Source organism: Nostoc sp. (assembly GCF_036917375.1).
Classification (GTDB): Bacteria; Cyanobacteriota; Cyanobacteriia; order Cyanobacteriales; family Nostocaceae; genus Nostoc.
The window spans coordinates 97,853-123,321 of sequence record NZ_JBALDN010000015.1 but is presented as its reverse complement, the minus strand read 5'-3'; the positions used below and the strand labels follow the sequence as shown (position 1 = coordinate 123,321).

Sequence of the window (25,469 nt, the reverse complement as noted above, 5' to 3'; positions counted from 1 at the left end):
AAAACTCCCAAATTAAAACTCGAAAGAAACAGTTCCCAGGACAGTGAATGGTGCAGCCGGAACAATGTAAAATCCTTGAGACTCATAATATTTAGTATCAAATAGGTTTTTAATGTTGACACCAACTCGCCAACGATCCCGTTTATAGAAAACACTGGCATCTGTTCTCAAATAAGAAGGAATTTTGATATTATTAGGTACAGCAGATTCGCGCTGACCTACATAAACTAGACCAAATCCTAGCCCTAAACCTTGTAAACTACCTTTTTGTAATTCATATGTAGTCCACAAACTAGCACTGTTGTAGGGTACGCCAGCTAATCTATTATTAACTAATGTTGGGTCATTATCTTCGTTGATAAAGGCATCTGTATAAGTATATGTGCCAATTATTTTCCAGCCAGGAAGAATTTCTCCAACTACATCGAGTTCAACTCCGCTACTTTTTTGTTCACCTGTTTGGATTTGGAAGTCAGAATTTGTAGGATCTGTTGTCAAAACATTTTTCTTTGTGATGTCAAAATAAGCTAAAGTTGCCGAGAGACGTTTGTCAAGAAATTCTTGTTTAATGCCAACTTCAAATTGTTCTGCTGTTTCTGGTTTAAATGCTTCGTTATTAATACTTCTCCCGAATACTTGCGGATTGAAGGAATTTGTCCAACTTCCATAAATTGAAGTGGAATCAGTAGGTTGATAAACTATCCCAACTCGTGGTGAAAATTTAGAATCTGAAGTTTCATTGATAGTTGTACCTGTTTCCAGGTTTCTATAAAAGGAATCAGCCCAGTCAAAACGTCCACCAGCTAGCAATTTAAGATTTGGTGTTATCTCAACTAAGTTTTGCAAATATAGCCCAATATTACTTCCACCATACTTCTCAAAAAATGCCCGTTCCACGGATTCTGGCTGTGCGCCATAAATCGGATTAAAAATATCTAAATCTGCAATAGTTCCCCGAAAAAATTCGTACTGGTATTCGTAATTGGATAACTCTAGCCCCACAAGAATGTTATGACGAATTGATCCGGTATTAAATTTGCCACTAACTTCATTTTGAAATGAAATGTTGTTTGATTCATCATTACTAACTCGATATCCCCGCGCCACAGTGAAACCATCATCATTAATAGAATTAGCTTGAACATCTCCTGCACTACCGTTAACGTTGACGACATTGAAGCCTTGGCGGAATTTCCAATTATTGTTGTAGCCAAATTTGCTTTCTAGAACATAAGTAAAGTTATTAGATGTAAATTCACCTCTATTGAGACTGGGTTCGCCTAAAAATCGGCTGATGGGGAGGTCGAAAACTACTCTGTTATTATTCGGAAAACCTCGGTCAAAAGTGTAGTCGTACTTTTGGTATTCATAACCAAAGGTAATATCTGTATTCTCTCCCGCTTTTACGGTAATTATTGGCCCAACATAAGTACTTTCATTATTAACAAAGTCACGGAAGCTATCAGCATTTTCGTAAGCTACATTCAGACGGTAGAGAGCAGAACGATTTTCTAGAAGTGGCCCGGTCAAATCAACTGATGTGCGATAAAAATCGTAGCTACCAATAGTGCCATTGATTTGATAGAAAGGGTCTGGTAGGGGCTGTTTAGTAATTGTGTTGACGACACCACCAGGGCTGCTGATACTACCATATAGAATTGATGCTGGCCCTTTGAGGAATTCTACACGTTCGATACTAGAAACATCACGCGGACTAATAAAGCCAAAATCTTTGAAGCCATTACGCAGAGTCTGAAATTCTGTCGCAAAACCACGAATAAAGTAGCCTTGAGATGCAAGTCCACCATAAGTCTCTTGACTACGTACACCACTAACATTGTCTGCTAGCTCGTTGAGTTTGACTACTTGTCGGTCTTGAATGATTTCTTTGGGTATTACCTGTACAGATGCAGGTATGTCACGTAGCGGAACATCTATTTTTGTTGCAGTTGATGAATCTTGTACGCGATACCCGTCTTTCTCACCTGTGACTGTTAACTCAATTGGCTCGTCAGAGGCCGATGGCTGTTCTGGCTGGGTTGGTTCTGTTGGTGTTTGGGGTTGCGTCTGTGCTTGGGTAGAGGATGCAGCTGAAGCTACACCGAAAATCAAACCTTGGTCACTATCAAATAACTCTACTTTTGGGATACTGTCTACTCCAATTACAGCCATTCTGATAGTGTTGGCATCGGAGTTAGTCACACTGACTTCACTAACTCCAGCAATAGGTTTTTCTTGGCGGAATGTGCCACCACTGGGTAAGCGCAGTTGAGCGGAGTTAATTTCGATAATATATGTGTTGCCTTCAGTCTTAGGCAATACTTGTAATTTTTCACCATCTGGAGTTGCCAAGATGATTTCTAAACCGTTATTGGTGGGATTAAGTTTGACTTCTGTAACTTCTGCCACGGCCTGTGTTGGCTGCTGTGGTTTAGTGGCTGATGCAACTGGTGTAACTGCAAAAATCAAACCTTGGTCGCTATCAAATAACTCTGTATTAGGTAAACTTCCCTCACCAATTACCGTTACTCTCAAGGTATTGGTGTTAGCTTGAGTGACGCTGACTGATGCAATGCCTGGTGCAGGATTATTTTGGCTAAAGTTTCCACCTTCGGGCAGTGCTAGCACTGCATTGGGTATATCTGCTATATAACTGTTGCTTTGATTATTATTGACTGGTTTGAGTGCTTCGGCGTTGGCACTTTCTAAAATGATTTCAATGCCTTTATCAGTAGAATTTATTTTAATGCCTGTAACTTTATTAACGTCGCTGCTTTGCACAAGCAATTGTGCCGCTCTGGTAGAGTGAGATTTCTGACTAGATAGTTCGGCTGTCTGTGTTCCTGCATGGGCTGGTTGTACTAAGCTGCTAATTACCGCTAATGCTAATGCCACCGAACGTATCTCACTCATTAACCCACCCTTCATTCTTGTTTCTCCTTGAACTGAACCTGTAATTAACAGGCTTTTAAGTAAAGCTTTAGTTGCATATTGATACTCATTCTCACAGCCCATGAAAAATATCACGTCTGATATTAATGACGCGATATATTATCAATAATGCTTGACACTAGCTCTAGAAATCTCAAAAGCTATCTGCGACTAGTTTGCATCTAACTCTAGTGCTATTAGGAGACATTATCATAAAGGTTACGCCTGAGCAAGCATTTATCAAATCTTTGGAATTTTATAAATCTGACTAGCTTTGGGCAAAAAACCCTTATATATAAGCCTTTATAAGGCATTGCCATAGTCTGCATAAAGTTAGAATTACCTAACTTAAGCTTTTTACATCTATCTATCGATATACTTTTATAAGCTATTTTTTTGAGTAAAAGGTAATAATAGTTTTTAATTAAAATTTGCTTGCTATCTGAGCAAAGTTGCTTTAAAGTCATAAAAGTAATTGCAAATTAATAGCAATAACGGTGGGGGATTGGAAAAATGGTGTTGCTGATTGCGGTATGAAAAATAATTTTGCGTAATTTCAAAATCTTTGTAGGGACGTATCTCTACATCCAGATTCATACCGTCGATTCAGCAACACTGAAAAATAAGCTCTACGCCAATAGAAGGCGGTTAAAGTTTGTCATTCTTTTGGCAAAGGCTGTAACGGCTTGATATCCGAGAATTCTTTGTGCATCAGGATTTTGAAAGTGCAATGACTCAATGTGTCAACGATTTAGAAGAAATGGTCTGTAAGTTTTCTACAGTTGTGGAGCTACTGCGTTACAGGTCGGTAGAGCAAGCAAACACTGAGGCTTTTACCTTTCTGCACGATGGAGAAGCACAAGCAGTGACTCTAAATTATCGAGAGTTAGATCGATATAGTAGAGCGATCGCATCTCAACTCCAAATTTTAGAATTAACTGGACGGGCGTTACTACTTTACCCACCTGGCATAGATTACTTACCGGCCTTCTTTGGGTGTCTATATGCTGGGGTGGTAGCAGTCCCAGCTTATCCACCACGCAATCAGCGCAACACCCCCAGAATCTTGGCGATTTTAAAAGATGCACAAACGGCGGTAATTCTGACAACAACGGCTATCTTGTCTCAGTTGAAGTCTTTACTTGCTGATAAATTCGATCTAGATAGTATTCGCTGGCTGACTACTGATAACCTCGCACCTGGTATAGAAGAGTCTTGGCAAGAGCCTTTGATTGATAGAGAAACTCTGGCTTTTTTGCAATATACTTCCGGTTCCACTGGTACACCCAAAGGTGTGATGCTCAATCATGGCAACCTACTGCACAATGCTGTGGTGACGCGTCAGTATATGGAACATTCCGCCAGTAGTAAGTTTGTCACTTGGCTGCCTGTTTATCATGATATGGGACTGATTGGCGGCGTACTACAACCTTTATATGGGGGTTTTCCTTGTATCATGATGCCGCCAGCAGCCTTTCTCCAGCGTCCCTATCGTTGGTTACAAGCAATTTCCCGTTATAGAGGAACTAGCAGTGGCGCTCCCAACTTTGCTTATGAACTTTGTATTGAAAAAATTACTCCTGAACAACGTTCAACTCTCGATTTAAGCAGTTGGAGTGTAGCTTTTAACGGTGCAGAACCAATTCGCCAGCAAACTTTGGAGCGTTTTGCAGCTACCTTTGCTGAGTGCGGTTTTCGTCCAGAAGCTTTTTATCCTTGTTACGGCATGGCAGAGGCCACTTTGATGGTATCTGGTAGCGTCAAGTCTGCGTTAGTCAGATGCAAACACGTAGATAAGAGCGCTTTAGAACGTAATTATGTAATTGATGCGGTTACTAACGACGATAATTCAATAGCATTAGTCAGTTGTGGCCGGAGTGTACCACAACAACAGATTGTAATTGTCAATCCAGAAACTTTAACTCGCTGTCAAGATGGAGAAATAGGGGAAATCTGGGTATCTGGCCCCAGTGTTGGCAAAGGCTATTGGAATCGTCAAACAGAGACAGAACAGACTTTTCGTGCCTTTTTGCAAGATACAGGAGTTAGCGAAGCGTTAGGGCCTTTTCTTTGCACCGGCGACTTAGGCTTTTTGGATAGTGGCGAAGTCTTTATTACGGGTAGAGCCAAAGATTTAATTATTATTCGCGGCCGCAACCTTTACCCACAAGATATTGAACTCACCGCAGAACGCTCTCATCCGGCTTTACGTTTGGGTAGTAGTGCTGCATTTGCAGTTGAGGTAGAGAACGAAGAGAAGTTGGTAGTAGTGCAGGAGTTAGAATTCCGCGCCAAACCAAATCTAGAGGAAGTTACTGCTGCTATTCGTCAGGCGGTTTCTCAAGAATTCGAGATGCAAGTTTATGCAGTGGTGTTAATTAAAGCTGGTACTATTCCTAAAACTTCTAGTGGTAAAATACAACGTCGCGCTACCAAAGCAGAATTTTTAGCAGGGACTCTCAATGTTGTCCAAAGCAGTATTTTGGATAGTTATGATGTGAGTTTGCCCAAAGAGCAACCGACAAATATAGAAACTTACTTACAACAGTTGGTAGCTCAAGTCTTATCAGTACCCTTAGAGCAGGTAAATATTCAACAACCTTTGAGCAATTTGGGTATAGATTCCTTACAAGCATTTGATTTGAAAAATCGCATTCAGGAAGATGTAGGGGTATCTATTTCGGCTATTGATTTGTTTGAAGCGAGTATTGCTCAGATAGTTAAACTGATATTGGCTACAGACATAACCTCTATAAACACACAACTTCAACCTGTTTCTCGCGATTGTGAATTACCTCTGTGTTTAGCACAAGAGCGTTTATGGTTTCTTGACCAGTTAGAACCGGGAAATCCTTTTTATAATGTTGCGATCGCTATTCGATTAACTGGTAAACTTAATCCAGCGATCCTCGAACAAAGTCTGAATGAAATCATCAAGCGTCACGAAAGTTTACGGACAACCTTTTCTACTATAAACGGAAGACCTATTCAGGTTATCCATGAGACTCTAGAATTAAAATTATCAATTATGCAAAATTTCGACTCTGATATTCAAAGTTTAATTTTGCAAGAAAGCCAAAAACCATTTGACCTTTCCCAACTACCGCTATTAAGAGCAACACTTCTACATCTCAAAGAAGATGAACATCTGTTGTTAATTAGCACCCATCACATTATCTCTGATGGTTGGTCAATTGGTGTGCTTATTCAAGAACTAGCAACAATTTATGCTGCGTTTTCTGTTGGTAAACCTTCACCTTTACCTGAACTGAGCATCCAATATGCCGATTATGCTTATTGGCAAAGACAATGGTTACAAACAGACGTTCTCCAGCCTCAGTTAGATTATTGGAAACAGCAGCTAAATAATAGCGCACCTTTACTTCAAATTCCCACCGACAGACCTAGACCAGCAATTCAGACATTCAAAGGTAAAAAAGAGTTTTTCACTATTACAGGAGAAATCAAAGAAGCAGTAAAAAACTTAAATAAACAAGAAGGTGTAACTTTATTTATGACACTTTTAGCAGTGTTTAAAACATTGCTTTACTGTTATAGTAAACAAGAGAATATTTTAGTTGGTTCACCCGTATTAGGCCGGAACTGGCGAGAAACGGAAAACTTAATTGGCTTCTTTATCAATACCTTAGTCTTCCGCACAGATTTTAGTAGAAATCCTAGTTTTCGAGAAGTCCTGCAACGTTTACGTGCTTGTGCATTAGATGCTTACGCCCATCAAGACTTACCTTTTGAGAAACTGGTAGAGGAGTTACAACCAGAACGCAACCTGAGTTATAACCCTTTGTTTCAGGTAATGTTTATTTTGCAAAATGCACCGATACCAGCTATCGAAATCAGCAACTTGAATATATATCCTCAAGAGGTAGATATTGGTACTTCTAAATTTGATTTGAAATTTAGTATTTGGGAAAATTCAGAAGGTTTTAAAGGTTCAATGGAGTATAAGATAGATTTGTTTAATGCTGTGACGATTGCTAGCATGAACAATCATTTTGAAATTATCCTACGTCATGTTGTAGAACAGCCTGATAGCAGAGTAGAGGAGCTAATTCAAATTATTGTCAATGCCGATCGAAAAAAACAGATAATTCAAGAACAAGAACTAGAAAAAAGTTCTGTCGAAAAGCTAAAATTAGCAAAACGCAAAGCATCTTATCAATTTTAAATTGATAACAAGTATGTTTTAGACATAATTAATGTGAGGCTAGTATGGAGATTTTATTAGAAACCGAACGTTTGATTTTGCGGCAATTCACAGAAGCTGATGCTGATAACTTATTTGAATTAGATAGCGATCCTGAAGTCGTAAGGTTGACGACCAATTTAGGACAGCCAACTCCATACTCAATTATTACAACAGAATTTTTACCTGAACTTTTTCAGTATTATCAGAAATATAATAATTATGGTTACTGGGGAGTCATAGAAAAGTCCAGTAAAGCATTTATTGGCTGGTTTCTCTTTAAACCTATCATTCACGCCTCTTACTTCAACCCTCAATTTGTGAACGCCAATGATATTGAGCTAGGGTATCGTCTACGAAAAACTGCTTGGGGTAAAGGTTACGCAACAGAAGGCTCAAAAGCATTAATTAAAAAGGGTTTTGATGAAGGAGTAGAACGTATAGTTGCCGTTGGTTTTGCTGCAAATCTAGCTTCGATTCGCGTCATGGAAAAAGTAGGCTTAACATTTCAAGCAAAAGTAATTTATGAAGAGAACAATCAAGAAGTTGTATTATATGCTATTACTCAGAGTGGCTATAAGAATAAAATTTCACCATCTTTATTAACTTCCAAAATTTAGATTCAGACAACTATCAAAAGTTCAGTCTTTCTTCTATCTCTAATGGAAATATCAGAGCATTCACAAATCACCCAATCTTTTTTAAAGGTTAAAAGACGGCAAGCTATCAATCTCTTGCAGACAGAATTGGTCAAATTAACGCCTCTTTTAACTGATAGTGCTTTACCTGTGTTATGCCAAACCACTGTAGAAGGGGTCAATTTATTGGCGTGGGCAGTTAATAATCAAGAGTTAATTACTACAAATTTACTTAAGCATGGAGGTATACTATTTCGTAATTTCCAAGTTAAAGATATTGCCGAGTTTGAAAATTTTATCCAGGCCGTTTCAGGAGATTTATTAGAATACCGCGATCGCTCTTCACCTCGGAGCGCGATTCAAGGTAAAATTTATACATCTACTGACTATCCTGCTGACCAAAGTATCTTTCTGCATAGCGAGAATTCCTATGCCGCTAGCTGGCCTTTAAAAATTTTCTTTCACTGCGTCACGCCAGCACAGCAAGGCGGGGAAACTCCTATTGCTGATACGCGGAGATTATTACAACAGATTAACCCAAAAATTCGCGATCGCTTCATCGAAACAGGCGTGATGTACGTGCGTAACTTCGGTGATGGTTTTGGCTTACCTTGGCAAACAGTATTTCAAACCACAAACCCAGGCGAAGTAGAAGAATTTTGCCGTAGCAATCATATTGAATTCGAGTGGAAGCCAGGAAATCGCTTACGAACCCGTACTCATAGACAAGCGATCGCTACACATCCTAAAACGGGTGAAACTGTTTGGTTTAATCATGCCGCTTTTTTTCATGTCACCACTTTAGATGCAAAAATTCGCACTGCATTGTTAGCAGAATTTTCAGAAGAGGATTTGCCACATAATACCTATTACGGTGATGGTTCACCAATTGAAGCAGAAGTTTTAGATGCAATTCGTACCATCTATCAACAAGAAACTATGATTTTTCCCTGGCAGGCTGGAGACATTTTAATGCTGGATAATATGCTTACAGCACACGGAAGACAGCCATTTATCGGGGAAAGAAAAGTGGTAGTTGGGATGTCAGAAGTATTCAGCAGTCAAGAGATTTAGTGCAAGTACGGAGAATTAGTAATGTTAGAAGAAATGCAAGGTTTTCGCCTCTCGCCTCAGCAAAAACATTTGTGGCAATTGCAAGAAATTAATAGCCTTTCTTATCGTTCTCAATGTGCTGTTTTGATTGAAGGCGTTATCGATATCAACATCTTGAAGCAAGCCTTAGAACAGCTTGTCAATCGTCATGAAATACTTCGCACTAACTTTCATTGTTTGCCAGGGATGTCTATCCCATTGCAAGTACTTACAAATAAAAATATTACTTGGGGTGAAAACTACGACTTCAGTAGTTGCAGCCATCAACAACAAGAAGAATTATTATCAAGTTTATTTGAGCAATTTCACCAAGAAGTATTTGATCTACAACATGGTTCTCTGTTGCGCTTATCTTTAGTTACTTTATCTTCAAAAAAGTATATTATACTCATCTGCTTACCTGCCCTTTGTGCAGACGCAGCATCACTAAATATTTTGGTGCGAGAAATCAGCCAATCTTATGCAGCTTGTGTTCAGGGGAAAGAGTTAGATAATGAACCGCTACAATATGCAGATTTAGCTGAATGGCAAAATGAATTGTTAGAGGGAGAAGATACAGAAGCGGGGAGAGATTATTGGCGTAAACAAAATATTGCTGCGTTGACAACTTTAAAGTTACCTTGGGAACAACAAACTACTTTAAAATCAACATTTCAGCCGCAAATACAATCTATTAACATTACTCCTGAATTAGTAGCACAGATAGAAATATTAGTTCAGCAATATAATACTTCTATCTCTAATGTTTTATTAACTTGCTGGCAGATTTTGATCTGGCGAATTACCCAACAATCAAATGTAACTATGGGAATTGGTTGTAATGGGCGTAATTACCAAGAATTGGAAGATGCTATAGGTTTATTTGCTAAATATTTACCTATTAATATTGAGCTAGACAAAGAAAGTACATTTGTCGAGATTATATCTAAAAATAATCTGACTGATAGCTTCAAATATCATCCTTATTTTAATTGGGAAAATATAGCAGATTTAGCACCTAATTCCCATTTTTCACCTTTATGCTTTGAATTTGTAGAACAATCGCCCAAATACGCAAATGCTGATACTGTATTTTCGATTTATCAGCAATATTCGTGTATTGAAAAATTTAATATTAAGCTTAAATGTATTGCTAATCACCAATTAATCGCAGAGTTTCATTATAATTCAAACTTATTTAATTCCGACTATATTAAAGTTTTAGCTGGGCAATTTAACAATCTAGTAGCGAGTGCGATCGCTCATCCAGAGTTACCAATCAGTCAGTTAGAAATAATCAGCGATATTGAAAGAACACAGCTACTATACGATAACAACAAAAATTATCCGAAAAATCTGTTAATTCACCAAATATTTGAGGCACAAGTCCAAAAAACTCCTAATCAGATTGCTGTCGTTTTTGAAGAGGAAAAACTCACATATCAACAACTCAATCAAAAGGCAAATCAATTAGCTCACTACTTGCAAAAACAAGGAGTAAGAGCAGAGATATTAGTGGGAATTTGCCTAGAACGTTCGACTGACATGATTGTGAGTATTTTAGGCATTCTCAAGGCTGGTGGAGCATACATCGCCTTAGATCCAGGGATTCCGGCTAAGAGTTTGGCATCACGTTTAAAAGATATCCAAGCCTCCTTTTTAATTACTAATACTTGTGTAGCAAATAGATTATCAGAGATAGCTAATATCGAACAACTGCAAGTCATTAATTTAGCTGCACAAGGGGAAACAATTTCTCATGAAACTGATATTAATACTCACTGTCAGGCAAACAAGAATCATCTAGCTTATATATTATTTACCTCTGGTTCCACAGGCAAACCCAAAGGAGTTGCCATTGAACATCAGCAAATTCTTAATTATGTTTATGCCATCATTGATAGTTTAAAACTACCTACCAATTCCACCTGCAACTTTGCATTAGTTTCCACTCTAGCCGCAGACTTAGGTAACACCGTTCTCTTCCCTGCACTTTGCACAGGAGGATGTCTACATATCATCTCCTACGATCGCGCTACCGATCCAGTTGCCTTAACAGAATATTGCCACAAACATCCTATAGATTGTCTCAAAATTGTTCCTTCTCACCTTAGTTCCCTGCTACTATCTCCTACACCCCAATCTATCCTGCCTCGTCAACGACTAATTTTAGGTGGTGAAGCTACTAATTGGCAGTTAATTGAGCAAGTTCGCCAGTTAGCACCCAATTGCCAGATATTTAACCATTATGGCCCTACAGAAAGCACTGTTGGTGTACTCACTCATTTAATTACAGAGACAAATTTAACAACTAAAACAGTTCCTCTTGGCAAATCAATTACTAATACACAAGTTTATATTCTAGACAATAACTTACACTTGACTCCGATTGGAATCAAAGGTGAAATATATATTGGTGGTGCAGGGTTAGCCCGATGCTATATGCAGCATCCTGAACTAACTGCTGATAAATTCATTCCTAATTATTTTAGCCGCCAACCAGGAGCAAGACTGTATAAAACAGGTGATTTAGGACGTTATTTACCAGATGGCACAATAGAATTTTTGGGACGTAGCGATAATCAAGTAAAAATTCGTGGTTTCCGGATTGAATTAGCAGAAATAGAAGCGATATTAACTCAATATTCACAAATAAGAGAAGCGGTAGTAATAGCGCAAGAAAATGATAACAGGGATAAGCGATTAATAGCTTATCTAGTTTCTAATAACTCCGTATCTATAGATTTAAATGAACTAAATAGCTTTTTGCGGGAACACTTACCTGATTATATGTTGCCCTCTAGCTTTGTCATTTTAGAAGCTTTACCTCTAACTCCTAATGGTAAGGTGAACCGTCAAGCATTGCCAGCGCCAGAAGAATTATCACAGCAAACAAAAAGCGCTATTACCGCACCACGTAACCCTGTAGAAGAAGTCTTAGCAGGGATATGGGCAAAAATTCTCGGTGTTAAGCAAGTAGGAATTGAAGGAAACTTTTTTGAATTAGGCGGACATTCCCTGTTAGCTACACAAGTTATGTCCCAAATACGAGAAGCTTTTCAAGTTGAATTATCCCTACGCAGTTTGTTTGAATCGCCAACACTAGCTGAACTGTCGCAACGTGTTGAAATAGTACTGAGAGAGGGACAACAATTAGCTATCTTACCGATAGAGAAAGTCACACGAGGAAATAATTTACCATTATCCTTTGCTCAACAAAGACTGTGGTTTTTAGACCAATTACAACAAGGAAGTTCTGCTTACAATCTCTTTAGGGCAGTACAACTGCAAGGAAAACTTAATATTGCAGCGTTAGAACAAAGTTTCAACGAAATTATCCGCCGTCATGAAGCATTACGCACAAATTTTGTTAGCATAGATGGGGAACCTGTGCAGGTAATTTTAACAGAAATTAAGATTAAATTACCTGTAGTAGATTTGCGAAGTTTTTCGCTAGAACAGCAAGAAGCAGAAATTCAAAGTTGGGTAAAACTTCAAACACAATATTCCTTTGATTTATCTACTGCACCATTATTAAATATTTTACTTTTGCAGCTAGCAGAACAAGAATATATTTTACTGTTCACAATACATCATATAGTTGCTGATGGTTGGTCAGCAGGAATAATTATTAAAGAATTAGCTGCATTTTATGAGTCTTTCTGCACAGGCAAATATTGTGAATTATTAAATTTACCTATTCAATATGCAGATTTTGCAGTTTGGCAAAAAATACGGTTACAGAAGGAAGTCTTTGCTACTCAGATAGACTACTGGAAGCAACAATTAGGTGGTGATTTACCACTATTAGAGCTTCCTATTGCTAAACCACGTCCAAAACAGCAAACTTTTGCTGGTAAAAAGCAGACGTTTGCACTGTCTCCAGTTTTGACAAATGAGTTAAAAGCTTTGAGTCAAAAGCAAGGTGTAACGCTATTCATGACCTTGTTAGCAGCGTTTCAAACTCTCCTATATCGCTATACCGGACAAGAAGATATTTTAGTCGGTTCGCCTATTGCTAACCGTAATCGTAGTGAAATCGAAGGGCTAATTGGCTTTTTTGTAAATACTGTAGTATTGCGTAATAAACTAGAAGGTAATTCTAGTTTTATCAACTTACTTAAACAAGTTAGAGAAGTCACTTTAGAAGCATACACTCATCAAGATTTGCCCTTTGAATTATTAGTAGAAGAATTACAACCACAACGTAGTCTCAGTCATACACCATTATTTCAGGTGATGTTTGCGTTACAAAATGCTCCTGGCAACGACTTGAAGCTGTCAGGTTTAAATTTGGAATATTTATCTATAGAAAATAATACGGCTCGATTTGATTTGAGTTTATCTTTTACTGATAATGCTGAAAGTTTAGTTGGAGAATTAGAGTATAGCAGTGATTTGTTTGATGCTGATAGCATCAGTCGGATGTTAGCCCATTTGGAAATATTGTTAGGAGATATAGCTGAACACCCAAATAAGTCCATATCAGAGTTGTCTATACTTACCCCAGCAGAACAGCAGCAAATTTTAAGGGATTGGAATTATACAGAAGCTGATTATCCTCATGTCTGCGTGCATGAGTTGTTTGCCACCCAGGTAGCTAAGACACCGGATGCTGTGGCTGTGGTAGCTGGCTCACAGCAGTTAACTTACAAAGAACTGGATGAAAAAGCAAATCAGTTTGCACACTATTTAAACAGCTTAGGTGTAGGTAAAGAAGTGTTAGTGGGTATTTGTTGCGATCGCTCTTTACCCATGATAATTGCCCTCCTCGCGATTCTCAAAGCAGGTGGCGCATACATACCTCTAGATCCAACATTTCCTCAAGAGCGTTTGGCGTATATGCTCCAAAACTCTCGAACCTCAGTCTTGTTAACCCAGCAACATTTATTACCAAATCTTACACTCCATCATGTCCAAGTTATCTGTTTCGATAGTAACTGGGAAAGCATCGCCACCCAAGAAATAAACACTTCTAACAGCAAGATTGAGCCGGATAATTTGATGTATACAATCTATACCTCCGGCTCCACTGGCAAACCCAAAGGTGTACAAATTAGTCATAGAAATGTAGTCAATTTCCTTACTGCTATGCAGCAGGAATTACACTTAACCCATCAAGATAGTTTACTCTCAGTTACTACCCTATCTTTTGATATTGCGGTTTTAGAAATTTTCCTTCCTCTAACAGTGGGAGCTAAAGTAATTCTTGCTAGTCGAGAAATTGCAACCGATGGCGCGCAGCTATTACAACAACTGAATAATTCTGCTGCAACTGTTATGCAAGCTACCCCTGCAACTTGGCGAATGTTATTAGATGCAGGCTGGGAAGGAAATTCCCAACTTAAAATTCTCTGTGGCGGCGAAGCCTTACCCCAAAATTTAGCTCACCAATTATGCCAAAGATGTTCTAAAGCTTGGAATTTATACGGCCCGACAGAAACAACTATTTGGTCTACAATTTATCAAATAAATGATAGTGATAAATCAGTTTCTATTGGCCGTCCTCTAGCTAATACCCAAATATATATTTTAGATAGATATTTGCAACCTTTACCCGTAGGGATTTCGGGAGAAATATATATTGGTGGTGTAGGATTAGCGCGGGGTTACTTTAATCAGCCAGAATTAACTGAAGAAAAATTTATTATTAATCCATTTAATCCAGAAAAATTACTCTACAAAACTGGTGATTTAGCGCGTTATTTACCCAGTGGAGAAATTGAATACTTAGGACGTATTGATTATCAAGTAAAACTCCGAGGTTTCCGTATTGAGTTAGGGGAAATTGAAGCGGTGTTAGAACAACACCCCGCAGTACATCAATGTGTATTGATAGCGCGAGAAGATGGATCGGGAAATCAGCGTTTACTTGCTTATTTAGTTGCTGAAAACGCTGCTACTGATGAACTGCGCCAGTATTTACGACAAAAACTGCCTGAGTACATGATACCGAATGCTTTTATATTCTTGGCAGAAATCCCATTAACACCCAATGGAAAAGTTAACCGTCGTGCTTTACCTACGCCAGAAAATACTCATTTAGAGACAAGTAATTTTGTTGCTCCACGCCATCCAGTAGAAGAAGTATTAGCTGGAATTTGGACTCAAGTTATGGGTGTGAAACAGGTAGGAATTCACGACAATTTCTTTGAACTAGGCGGACATTCTTTATTAGCAACTCAAGTAATTTCTCGCATTGCCAAAACTCTGCAAGTGAATATACCGCTTCAGTCTTTGTTTGAATTTCCTACTATTGCAGAACTAGCTAAAAATATTCAACAAACCAGTTATCAAGGTATTTCTGCAATTACACCTGTTCCCCGCGATGCCTGCGGCGGGCGTAGCCATTGCAATTTCCCTCTATCCTTCGCCCAAGCTAGATTATGGTTACTCGAACAAATTAACCCTGATAGCGGTATTTACAATATGCCCGCAGCAGTTCGCCTTCTGGGTGAGTTGAATGTACAGGCGTTAGAGGAAAGCATTAACAAAATTATCCGTCGCCACGAAGTTTTACGCACTACCTTTACTTTGGTAAATGGGGAACCATTACAGGTAATTGTTCCTCAAGTGCAGCTAAAAATACCTGTGGTAAACTTACAGGAACTGTCGGACGTTGAACGAGAAGCAGAAATTGAGCGTTTGAGTGCTGAGGAATTTCAATGTCCCTTTGATTTTACTCAAGCACCGTTGCTGAGATGCACACTTTTACAACTAGGCGAACAAGAACACATTTTACTGTTTACTATCCACCATATCGTTTTTGATGGCTGGTCAACGGGTGTATTAATTCGGGAGTTAGCAGTACTTTATACCGCTTTTGCTGCGGGAGAAGCCTCTCCTTTAGCAAAATTACCCATCCAGTATGCAGACTTTGCAGTTTGGCAACGTCAACATTTGCAAGGCGAAAGGTTAGAAGCTTTACTCACCTATTGGAAACAGCAATTAGCAAAGCTACCTGTATTGCAACTACCCACAACCCGTCCCCGTGCAGAAGTGAAGACTAACCGAGGTGCTAGTCATAGTTTTGTGATACCTGCGTCAGTGGTGCAAGAAGTGCGATCGCTTTCTCAGCAGGCTGGTGTAACCTTATTTATGACACTGCTAGCAAGCTTTAAAATCTTACTGCAACGCTACAGCAGCCAAGATGATATTGTTGTCGGTACTGATGTTGCTAACCGCAATCAAGCAGAAATTGAACCATTAATTGGCTTTTTCATTAACTTATTAGTCTTACGCACCGACTTAAGCGGAAATCCCACTTTCCTGGAATTACTACAACGTGTTCGCACTCAGACATTAGCAGCTTATGCTCATCAAGATTTGCCCTTTGATGAACTAGTTAGAGAATTACAACCTGAGCGCCATTTAAGTAATACAGTCCCATTATTCCAGGTTTTATTTGTCCTGCAAAATACACCGACTTCAGCCTTAGAATTACCAGGACTTACCTTACATTTACTGGAACTAAAAAGCAGAAATGCCAGATTTGATTTAGCTTTGTTTTTCACAGAAACTGACCAAGGGATAGAAGGTAAATGGCAATACAATGCTGATTTATTTGCTGCGGATACCATTATTAACTTTACAAATCACTGGCAAACATTAATCAATAGTATTATTAGCCAACCTCAAAGCCGCATCAATACATTAGAAATGCTCACAGAACTAGAAAAGGCAGAACAAAATATGCAACAACAGGAGCGTAAAGCAGCTAAAAGACAAAAATTTATGAGCATTGCTCCTAAAGCAGTTAGTCTGTCAGTAGAGCAATTAATTAAAACAGAATATATAAAAGAGGAGCAAAAATTCCCTCTCGTAATTCAGCCTAATAGTGCAGAAATTGATTTAATATCTTGGACTGAGAATAATCGCGGATATCTCGAAACAGAATTATTCAAACATGGAGCAATTTTATTTAGAGATTTTAGTGTAAAATCAGTTTCAGAGTTTGAAAAATTTGCTCAAACAATTTGTTCTAACTTATTTGCTGAGTATGGTGACTTGCCTCGCGCTGGAGAAGGTGGCAAAGTTTATGCATCTACTCCTTACCCCGCAGATAAAGCTATACTTTTCCACAACGAAAGCTCCCATTTACATTGTTTCCCCTTAAAGATTTGGTTTTATTGCGTTCAACCTGCTACTCAAGGTGGAGAAACCCCAATTGTTGACTGTCGCAAAGCTTATCAACTGCTCAGTCCTCAATTACGCGCAAAACTAGGCGCCAAACAGCTAATGTATGTGAGAAATTTCGCTGAAGGTTTAGATGTTAGTTGGCAGAATTTCTTTCAAACTACCGATAAAAAGGAAGCAGAAAGTTACTGTCGTCAAGCCAAAATTGCATTTGAATGGTACGATAATAATAGGTTAGTTACTCGGCAAATTCGTCCAGCTTTAGCAATACATCCTAAAACTGCCGAACCTGTATTTTTCAACCAAATTCAATTACACCATATCTCCTATTTAGATACAGACGTTAGAGAATCACTGTTATCAATCTTTGGAGAGTCAAAGTTACCCCGCAACGTTTACTTTGGTGATGGTACACCAATTACAGAAGAAGAAATTACCGAAATTAATTCAGTATATCAGCGATCGCAAACTAGCTTTACCTGGCAAAAAGGCGACATTATCATGCTAGACAATATGCTGATTGCTCACGCCAGAAACCCATATATTGGACAGCGTAAAATCGTTGTCGCAATGGGAGAAATGATTAATATTACAGATATCAATACTCCCTAAAAATTAATCCTTTGCGTTTACTTTGCAGTGACTCTGCCTTTAAAAATCTTTAATCAATATGCAAATTCAAGCAATTAGTGGATTTCAACTTGCACCTCAACAAAAGCGCTTGTGGTATTTACAGCAAAATAGTTCTGCCTTCTGTTCGCAAGCTAGTATTTTGATTGAAGGCAATCTCCAACCAGAGATTCTGCAAAAGGCTATTGTACAAGTTGTTAATCAACATGAAATTCTGAGGACAGATTTTTCTCGCCTACCTGAAGTAAAAACTCCAGTTATGGTAGTTAGAGATCGGATTTCAGATAATTTTGAATATCTAGATATTTGTGATTACTCTCAAAAAAATATTTCTTCGAAAATTCCAGAATTATTCTGGCAAGAAAGACAAAAATATCAAAATCTATCTCCAGGTTCATTCCTGCGTTTATATTTAATCAAGTTATCAGACATTCAACATATTTTAATTGTTTCTCTGCCTGCATTATGTGCTGATACTAGAACTATCAAAAATTTAGTTAATCAAATTAGCCAAGCTTACGAGCAATACTGCCACGGTAAGGCATTTAGCAGAGAATATGTGCAATATGTACAATTTTCTGAATGGCAGAATCAATTACTTGCAGATGAAGATGCAGAAGTAGCTAAAGAATATTGGCAGCAACAAACAATTAGTTCTTTATCGGCATTAAAATTACCGCATGAACGGCAAGGAAAATACGAACAATTTGTAATTAATAGTTATCAATTAGTTATTAACCAAGAATTATCTGACAAAATTTTTAATTTTGCTCAAAAGTATGAGCAAACGCCTGATATTGTCTTATTAGCTTGCTGGCAGACGCTGATTTGGCGACTTACAGGACAGCCAGATATCGTTATTGGTATGGCTAGCGATCGCCGTGAATATGAAGAACTTCATGATACGTTAGGACTGTTAGCAACTTGGCTACCAATTAAAACTAAATTTACATCTAATTTAAATTTTCTAGAAGTATTAGCAGCAGTAGTAGAAACATTAGAGAATGCTGCTGAATGGCAAGACTATTTTGTACCAGAAGCTAGAGAAGAAGATAATTTTCTTGCTTTTCCCATTGGTTTTGAGTTTGAAAATATCTCTGAAAATAAATTTGATTGTACAGAATTATCATTTGCATTACAGGAAATCTACAGCTTTATTGAACCTTGTAAAGTAAAACTCACTTGTTTGCAACGCAATAACAGCTTGATTACAGAGTTTTACTACGATATTAATTACTTTTCTCAAGAAACTATTCTGCGATTAGGTAAAAATTTTCAAACTTTATTGAGAAACCTTATTAATAACTCTAAAACACCTATCAGTCAATTAGAAATTATTAGTGCCAGTGAACGCCAACAATTGTTAGTTGACTTCAACCAAACAAAGACTAATTACCAATCTCAAAAATGTATTCATCAGTTATTTGAAGAACAGGTAGATAAAACACCAGATCAAATCGCTGTAGTATTTGAAAATGAAGAACTAACATATCAAGAATTAAATTTTCAAGCTAATCAATTAGCTCATTACTTACAAAAGTTGGGGATAAAACCAGAAGTAGTAGTAGGAATTTGCGTAGAGCGATCGCCCAAATTTATAATATCCTTATTAGCTGTTCTTAAAGCTGGCGGCGCTTACCTCCCACTCGATCCCAACCTTCCCGACGAGGCGTTACAATTCCGGTTGCAAGATGCTCAAGCGTCAATATTAATTAGGGAACAGGAAAATGCTGAAAACTTTATTAATATCACAGAAGTAAACTTAAATACTGATTGGGAAACTATTTCTCAGGAAAGTACCGAAAACCCCATTAATAATGTCACACCAGAAAATCTAGTTTATGTAATCTATACTTCTGGTTCCACTGGTAAACCTAAAGGTGTTGCGGTTGAACATCAACAGCTACTTAATTACCTGTACGGAATTTTGCCAAAACTGCAACTTCCTGCTAATAGTAGTTATGCAACCGTTTCTACCTTCGCCGCAGATTTAGGTAACACGATCATTTTTCCTTCTTTGTGTAGTGGTGGATGTCTGCATATCGTATCTTGGCAACGCGCCTCAGATCCGGCTGCATTAGCTGCTTACTTCCGTCGTCATCCTATAGATTGTTTGAAAATAGTTCCCTCCCACTTAACAGCTTTATTAAGTTCTGAGTGCAGGGAAATTTTACCTCGTCAGTTACTAATTCTTGGTGGTGAGGCTGCTGATTGGAATTTAATTGAGAAAATAGAAAAGAATGCGCCCCATTGTCGAATTCTTAATCACTACGGGCCAACAGAAACCACAATCGGAGTACTCACTTACTCAGTCAATGGGAAAATTCAGGAAACTGTAACAGTTCCCATCGGTAAACCAATTGCTAACACCCAGGTTTATGTATTAGATGCACACCTACAACCAGTTCCTCTAGGGGTAGTGGGAGAACTCTATATTGGTGGTGACTCCTTAGCGCGGGGTTATTTAAACCACCTTGAATTGACTAATGAAAGATTTATTAATAACCCCTTTAGTGACATTCAGCAGCGATTGTATAAAACAGGCGATCGCGTCCGCTATCTATCAAATGGTGACATAGAATTTATCGGTCGTCTCGACGATCAGGTGAAAGTTAGAGGCTACCGTATTGAACTAGGTGAAATCTCAACAGCCCTCAGCCAACATCCAGAAGTACGGGAAAGTGCAGTTATTGCTAAGGAAGATATCTCAGGAGAAAAACGTCTTGTCGCCTACATAGTCCCTACATCTCACTCAGCATTTGAGCATGACTTTCGCAACTTCCTAAAAGCAAAGTTGCCAGAGTATACGATCCCTACATCCTTTGTCATCCTCAAAGCTTTACCTCGGTCAGCTAACGGTAAATTAGACCGTAATGCTTTACCTGCACCAGAAGAGGTAGTCAGCAGAGAAACAACTTTTATTGCTCCCCGTACCCCAGTTGAAGAAGTATTAGCAAGCATTTGGGCGCAATTATTGAGTGTAACAAAAGTAAGTATTGAAGATAACTTCTTTGATTTGGGTGGACACTCCTTACTAGCAACTCAGGTAATTTCCCGCATCCGTACCACCTTTAATGTAGAAATTCCCTTAGCAAAACTGTTTGAGTTTGCAACTTTAGGCGCACTAGCAGCACAGATTGAAACAGCAATTCGGGGTGAACAACAGGCTATTGCAACTATTACCCCCGTTCCTAGAGATAAAAACCTACCCTTATCTTTTGCCCAGCAGCGATTGTGGTTTTTTGACCAATTTGAACCAGGTAGCCCATCATATAATCTGCCTAGAGCAGTGCGTTTACAGGGAAAACTGAACATAGATGCACTTTCAGCAAGCCTCAACGAAATTATTAGACGACATGAAATTTTGCGGACAAGTTTTGTAATATCTGATGGGCAACCAATCCAGGTAATTTCGGCCTCGGTAAACTTGCAATTACCAGTTGTAAATTTACAACATATTCCCCAAGAACAGCGAGAAGCAGAACTATACTGCCTCGCCAAAGAAGAAGCACAAATAGGATTTAACCTTACCCAATCGCCATTATTGCGGACAAAACTTCTACAATTAGATGTGGAAGAATATGTAATTTTATTGACACTTCATCACATTGTTTCTGATGGTTGGTCAACGGATATATTTATTCGGGAAGTAGCTGCACTATATACAGCTTTCAGCGTTGGCAGACCTTCTTCTTTGCCACAATTATCTATACAATATGCAGACTTTGCAGTTTGGCAACGGCAATGGTTAGAGGGAGAAGCATTAAAAAATCAACTTGCTTATTGGCAGAAGCAACTATCTGGTGAACTACCCATATTGCAACTACCTACTGACCGTCCTCGCCCGACAGTTCAGACTTATGCTGGAAAAACCCTATCATTTATCCTGCCAACAAGCTTAAGTGAAGGATTAAAAACTCTGTCAAAGCAGGAAGGTGTCACTTTATTTATGACACTGTTGGCAGCTTTTAAAACTTTAATATATCGCTACACAAATCAAACTGATATTTTAGTTGGTTCGCCTATTGCTAACAGGAATAGAGCAGAAATTGAAAATTTAATTGGTTTTTTTGTTAATACTTTGGTGTTGCGAAGTAACTTGTCTGGGAATCCTAGCTTTCGTGAGTTGCTCAAACAAGTCCGGGAAGTGTCACTAGGGGCGTATGCTCATCAAGATTTGCCTTTTGAAAAGCTGGTAGAAGAAATCCAACCGGAACGCAACATCAGCCATAATCCCCTGTTTCAGGTAATGTTTGTTCTCCAGAATGTTCCTAGAACTGCCCTAGAACTACCAGATTTAAATTTGGAAGTTTTGAATGTAAATAGTGAATCTGCTAGCTTTGATTTGTGTCTGACAATGGAGGACTCGGAGCAAGGTTTAAAAGGAAATTTGGAATACAACACTGATTTATTCGATGTAGCAAGAATGAATCGGTTGGTTGGACATTTCCAAACCTTGCTAGAAGGCATTATTGCGAATGCTGAACAGTACTTAAGCGATTTACCTCTATTAACATCTAATGAGCAATGTCAATTACTAGAGTGGGGTCAAAATCAGACATTAGGGGAACATCAACATCTACAACAGTGTTTGTGTATTCACCAATTGTTTGAGGCACAAGTTGAACGCACACCAAATGCGATCGCTCTCACTTTTGCAGATACCCAGTTAACTTACCAACAACTGAATCAACGAGCTAATCAAGTAGCCCATCATTTGCAAAAGCTTGGGGTCGGCCCAGAAGTTTTAGTAGGGTTGTATGTAGAGCGTTCGCTAGAAATGGTAGTTGGACTCTTAGCTGTTCTCAAAGCTGGTGGTGCGTATGTACCCCTCGATCCAGCTTATCCCCAAGAGCGTATCGCTTTCATGTTAGCCGATGCTGAAGTGGCGATCGCACTAACACAACAAAGGCTTGTAGCAGATTTACCAGCAAATTCAGCCCAAATCATCTGTTTAGATAATCTCATTACTCAAGAATCGACAGAAAATCTTTCTACCGAAGTTAGACCAGAAAATCTTGCTTATGTAATCTATACATCTGGTTCTACAGGACGATCTAAAGGCGTGATGATTCAACATCATAGCCTCACAAATGCCTATTTAGCATGGGAAGAAGCCTATCAACTGCGAACTACCGCTAGTTCACATTTACAAATGGCTAGTTTCTCCTTTGATGTATTTACTGGAGACTTAGTTCGCGCCCTTTGTTCAGGTGGCAAACTTGTACTCTGTCCTCGCGATTTATTGCTAGAACCAGAAAAACTTTATGAGTTAATATTGCGAGAAAAAATTGATTGTGCAGAATTTGTTCCAGTAGTATTAAGAAATTTAATTTTGTACTTGGAACAGAATCAAAAGTGCTTAGATTTCATGCGACTAATCATTTGTGGTTCTGACAGTTGGTATGGGCAAGAATATGAAAAATTTCGCCAATGGATTGGAAGATCAACCCGGTTAATTAATTCCTTTGGGTTAACAGAAACGACTATTGACAGTACTTATTTTGAAACGCAGACAATAAACTCATCTGTTGAGCAATTAGTCCCCATTGGTTTGCCCTTTAGCAACACAGAAATTTACATTCTTGATAATTACTTCCAGCCTGCACCTGTAGGAATTATTGGCGAAATTTATATTGGTGGGGCTGGTGTAGCTAGGGGTTATTTACATCGACCGGATTTAACTGCTGAGAAATTTATTCCTAACTTATTTAGTTCAAAAGCAGGAGCGATTCTTTATAAGACAGGAGATTTAGCAAAATATCTCCCTGATGGTCAGATTGAATTAGTTGGGCGGATTGACAACCAAGTAAAAATTCGTGGCTTCCGTATTGAACTAGGCGAGATTGAATCAGTCTTAAATCAACATCCTTATGTACAAGCAAATGTAGTTATAGTTCGTGAAGATGTACCAAAGCAACAGCGCATCATAGCTTATATCGTTCTTAACACCGAATACCCCAATCTCAAGACTAGCGAACTACAAGGGTTTCTCCAGCAGCGTCTTCCCAGCTATATGGTACCATCTGCCTTTGTATTATTAGATGAGTTACCTTTAACACCAAACGGCAAAATAGACCGTAAGGCATTACCAGCACCGACAACTAACAGAATTGAACTAGAAGATACATTTGCTGCTCCGAAAAATGAAATCGAGAAAGTCCTGGCTAGTATCTGGTCTAAACTACTTGGTGTTGAATGCATTAGTATTCATGACAACTTCTTTGAATTAGGAGGAGATTCAATTCTCATCATTCAGGTTGTTTCACAAGCCAATCAAGCAGGACTACATTTAACGCCCAAACAACTTTTTCAACGCCAGACCATCGCTGAACTAGCTACTGTAGTTAGCTTAACTACCTCCACCTTAGCTGAACAAGGTCTAATAACTGGCTCATTCCCCCTCACACCAATTCAACATTGGTTTTTTGAGCAGAATTTTGTTGACCCACATCATTACAATCAATCTGTGTTGCTGAAAGTTAAGGAAACGATCAATCCTTTACTATTACAACAAGTGGTACAATCTTTGCTTGAGCATCACGACATTTTACGTGTGTGCTGGCAAAAATTAGAATCTGGTTGCCAACCCATAATTAATAATGTAGAAAATCGAGAATTAGTCACACAAATTGATTTTTCTACGCTACCTTCAAATGAATTAGATTGTGCGATCGCCTCCACAATTGAGCAAATTCAAGCCAGTCTCAATCTCTCTGAGGGACTACTTTTCCGAGTTGCCCTATTTAATCTTGGTAAACATAACCATAGTTACCTATTTGTAACTATTCACCATTTAATTATAGATGGAGTTTCTTGGCGTATTTTGTTAGAAGATTTGCAAGCAGCTTATTATCAGATAGCACAAGGCAAAGCCATTAAATTACCATCAAAAACAACTTCTTTTAAACAATGGGCTTACCGGATACAAGAGTATGCTCAATCACCAGATGCAATAGCAGAACTAGATTATTGGCTTACAACCTTGCGTCAAGCAATGTCTACGACGGGCTACACCTACGCAAACTTACCAATAGATTATGCTGGTGGAGAAAATACTGTCGCTTCAGCTAGCACTATTGCAGTTCACCTCAGTCAAAAAGAAACTCTAGCATTACTCCAAGAAGTTCCATCTGTTTATCGTACTAAAATTAATGATGTTTTACTTACATCATTACTGCTGACGTTTAACCAATGGACAGGACAAAATACACTATTATTTGATTTAGAAGGACACGGCAGAGAAGAACTTTTTGAAGATATTGATTTATCGCGGACTGTCGGCTGGTTCACTTCTGTATTTCCAGTAGTCCTGAATTGGCAAGAAACTGCTGATTTAGGAGCAACTTTGAAAACTATTAAAGAGCAATTGCGGCGCGTTCCAAATCGGGGTATTGGCTACGGAATGCTGCGATATCTCAGCAAGGCTCAAGGCAGTTCTGAATTATTTAGTTCTTTACCCCAAGCGGAAATTAGCTTTAACTATTTAGGGCAGTTCGATCGAGTTTTACCCGAATCATCGCTGTTTAAATTAGTACTCCAACCCAACAGTTACAATGAAAGCCAGCGCAACCATCGTTCTTATCTGATAGACATTTACGGTGGTGTTGAATCAGGTAAGCTGCAATTTAAATGGGCTTATAGTCAAAATTTACACAAAAAGTCCACTATAGAAGTTTTGGCTCAAGGGTTTATCTCAAATTTGCGATCGCTAATTCATCACTGTCAATCGCCTGAAGTCGGTGGCTTTACTGCTTCTGATTTTCCCCTAGCACAGCTAGATCAAGCCCAACTCGACACACTTTTTGAGCAAGTTTCTTTTTAAGGGAGATAAGTAA

6 protein-coding genes are annotated in these 25,469 nt (G+C 38.6%); 5 read left to right on the top strand and 1 reads right to left on the bottom strand.

What is annotated here, in order from left to right:
* Window positions 1–12 precede the first annotated feature (12 nt).
* The gene (locus V7K45_RS03665; protein ID WP_335000483.1) at window positions 13–2,913 is read right to left on the bottom strand and encodes a TonB-dependent siderophore receptor; all 2,901 of its coding nucleotides are present in this window, start codon (window positions 2,911–2,913) and stop codon (window positions 13–15) included.
* Between the two features lie 748 nt (window positions 2,914–3,661).
* Here V7K45_RS03665 and V7K45_RS03660 point away from each other — a divergent pair.
* From V7K45_RS03660 to V7K45_RS03640, 5 genes are read left to right on the top strand one after another with little or no spacing between them, the layout of a single operon-like run.
* Window positions 3,662–7,117: a condensation domain-containing protein gene (locus tag V7K45_RS03660; protein WP_335000713.1), complete on the top strand. Its 3,456-nt coding sequence runs from the start codon at window positions 3,662–3,664 to the stop codon at window positions 7,115–7,117.
* Window positions 7,118–7,161: 44 nt separating this feature from the next.
* The gene (locus tag V7K45_RS03655) at window positions 7,162–7,755 is read left to right on the top strand and encodes a GNAT family N-acetyltransferase (RefSeq protein ID WP_335000481.1); all 594 of its coding nucleotides are present in this window, start codon (window positions 7,162–7,164) and stop codon (window positions 7,753–7,755) included.
* A gap of 42 nt (window positions 7,756–7,797) precedes the next feature.
* Window positions 7,798–8,847: a TauD/TfdA family dioxygenase gene (locus V7K45_RS03650; protein ID WP_335000479.1), complete on the top strand. Its 1,050-nt coding sequence runs from the start codon at window positions 7,798–7,800 to the stop codon at window positions 8,845–8,847.
* Between the two features lie 21 nt (window positions 8,848–8,868).
* Window positions 8,869–17,613: a non-ribosomal peptide synthetase gene (locus V7K45_RS03645; RefSeq protein ID WP_335000477.1), complete on the top strand. Its 8,745-nt coding sequence runs from the start codon at window positions 8,869–8,871 to the stop codon at window positions 17,611–17,613.
* A gap of 58 nt (window positions 17,614–17,671) precedes the next feature.
* A complete protein-coding gene (locus tag V7K45_RS03640; RefSeq protein ID WP_335000475.1) occupies window positions 17,672–25,456 on the top strand; it encodes an amino acid adenylation domain-containing protein in 7,785 nt (2,594 codons plus the stop codon).
* Window positions 25,457–25,469: the final 13 nt, after the last annotated feature.

Excerpts from the sequence above, each read along its gene's own strand:
- V7K45_RS03655 (WP_335000481.1), top strand. The coding sequence starts at position 7,162 with ATGGAGATTTTATTAGAAACCGAACGTTTGATTTTGCGGCAATTCACA.
- V7K45_RS03640 (WP_335000475.1), top strand. The coding sequence starts at position 17,672 with ATGCAAATTCAAGCAATTAGTGGATTTCAACTTGCACCTCAACAAAAG.
- V7K45_RS03650 (WP_335000479.1), top strand. The coding sequence starts at position 7,798 with ATGGAAATATCAGAGCATTCACAAATCACCCAATCTTTTTTAAAGGTT.
- V7K45_RS03645 (WP_335000477.1), top strand. The coding sequence starts at position 8,869 with ATGTTAGAAGAAATGCAAGGTTTTCGCCTCTCGCCTCAGCAAAAACAT.
- V7K45_RS03665 (WP_335000483.1), bottom strand. The coding sequence starts at position 2,913 with ATGAGTGAGATACGTTCGGTGGCATTAGCATTAGCGGTAATTAGCAGC.
- V7K45_RS03660 (WP_335000713.1), top strand. The coding sequence starts at position 3,662 with ATGACTCAATGTGTCAACGATTTAGAAGAAATGGTCTGTAAGTTTTCT.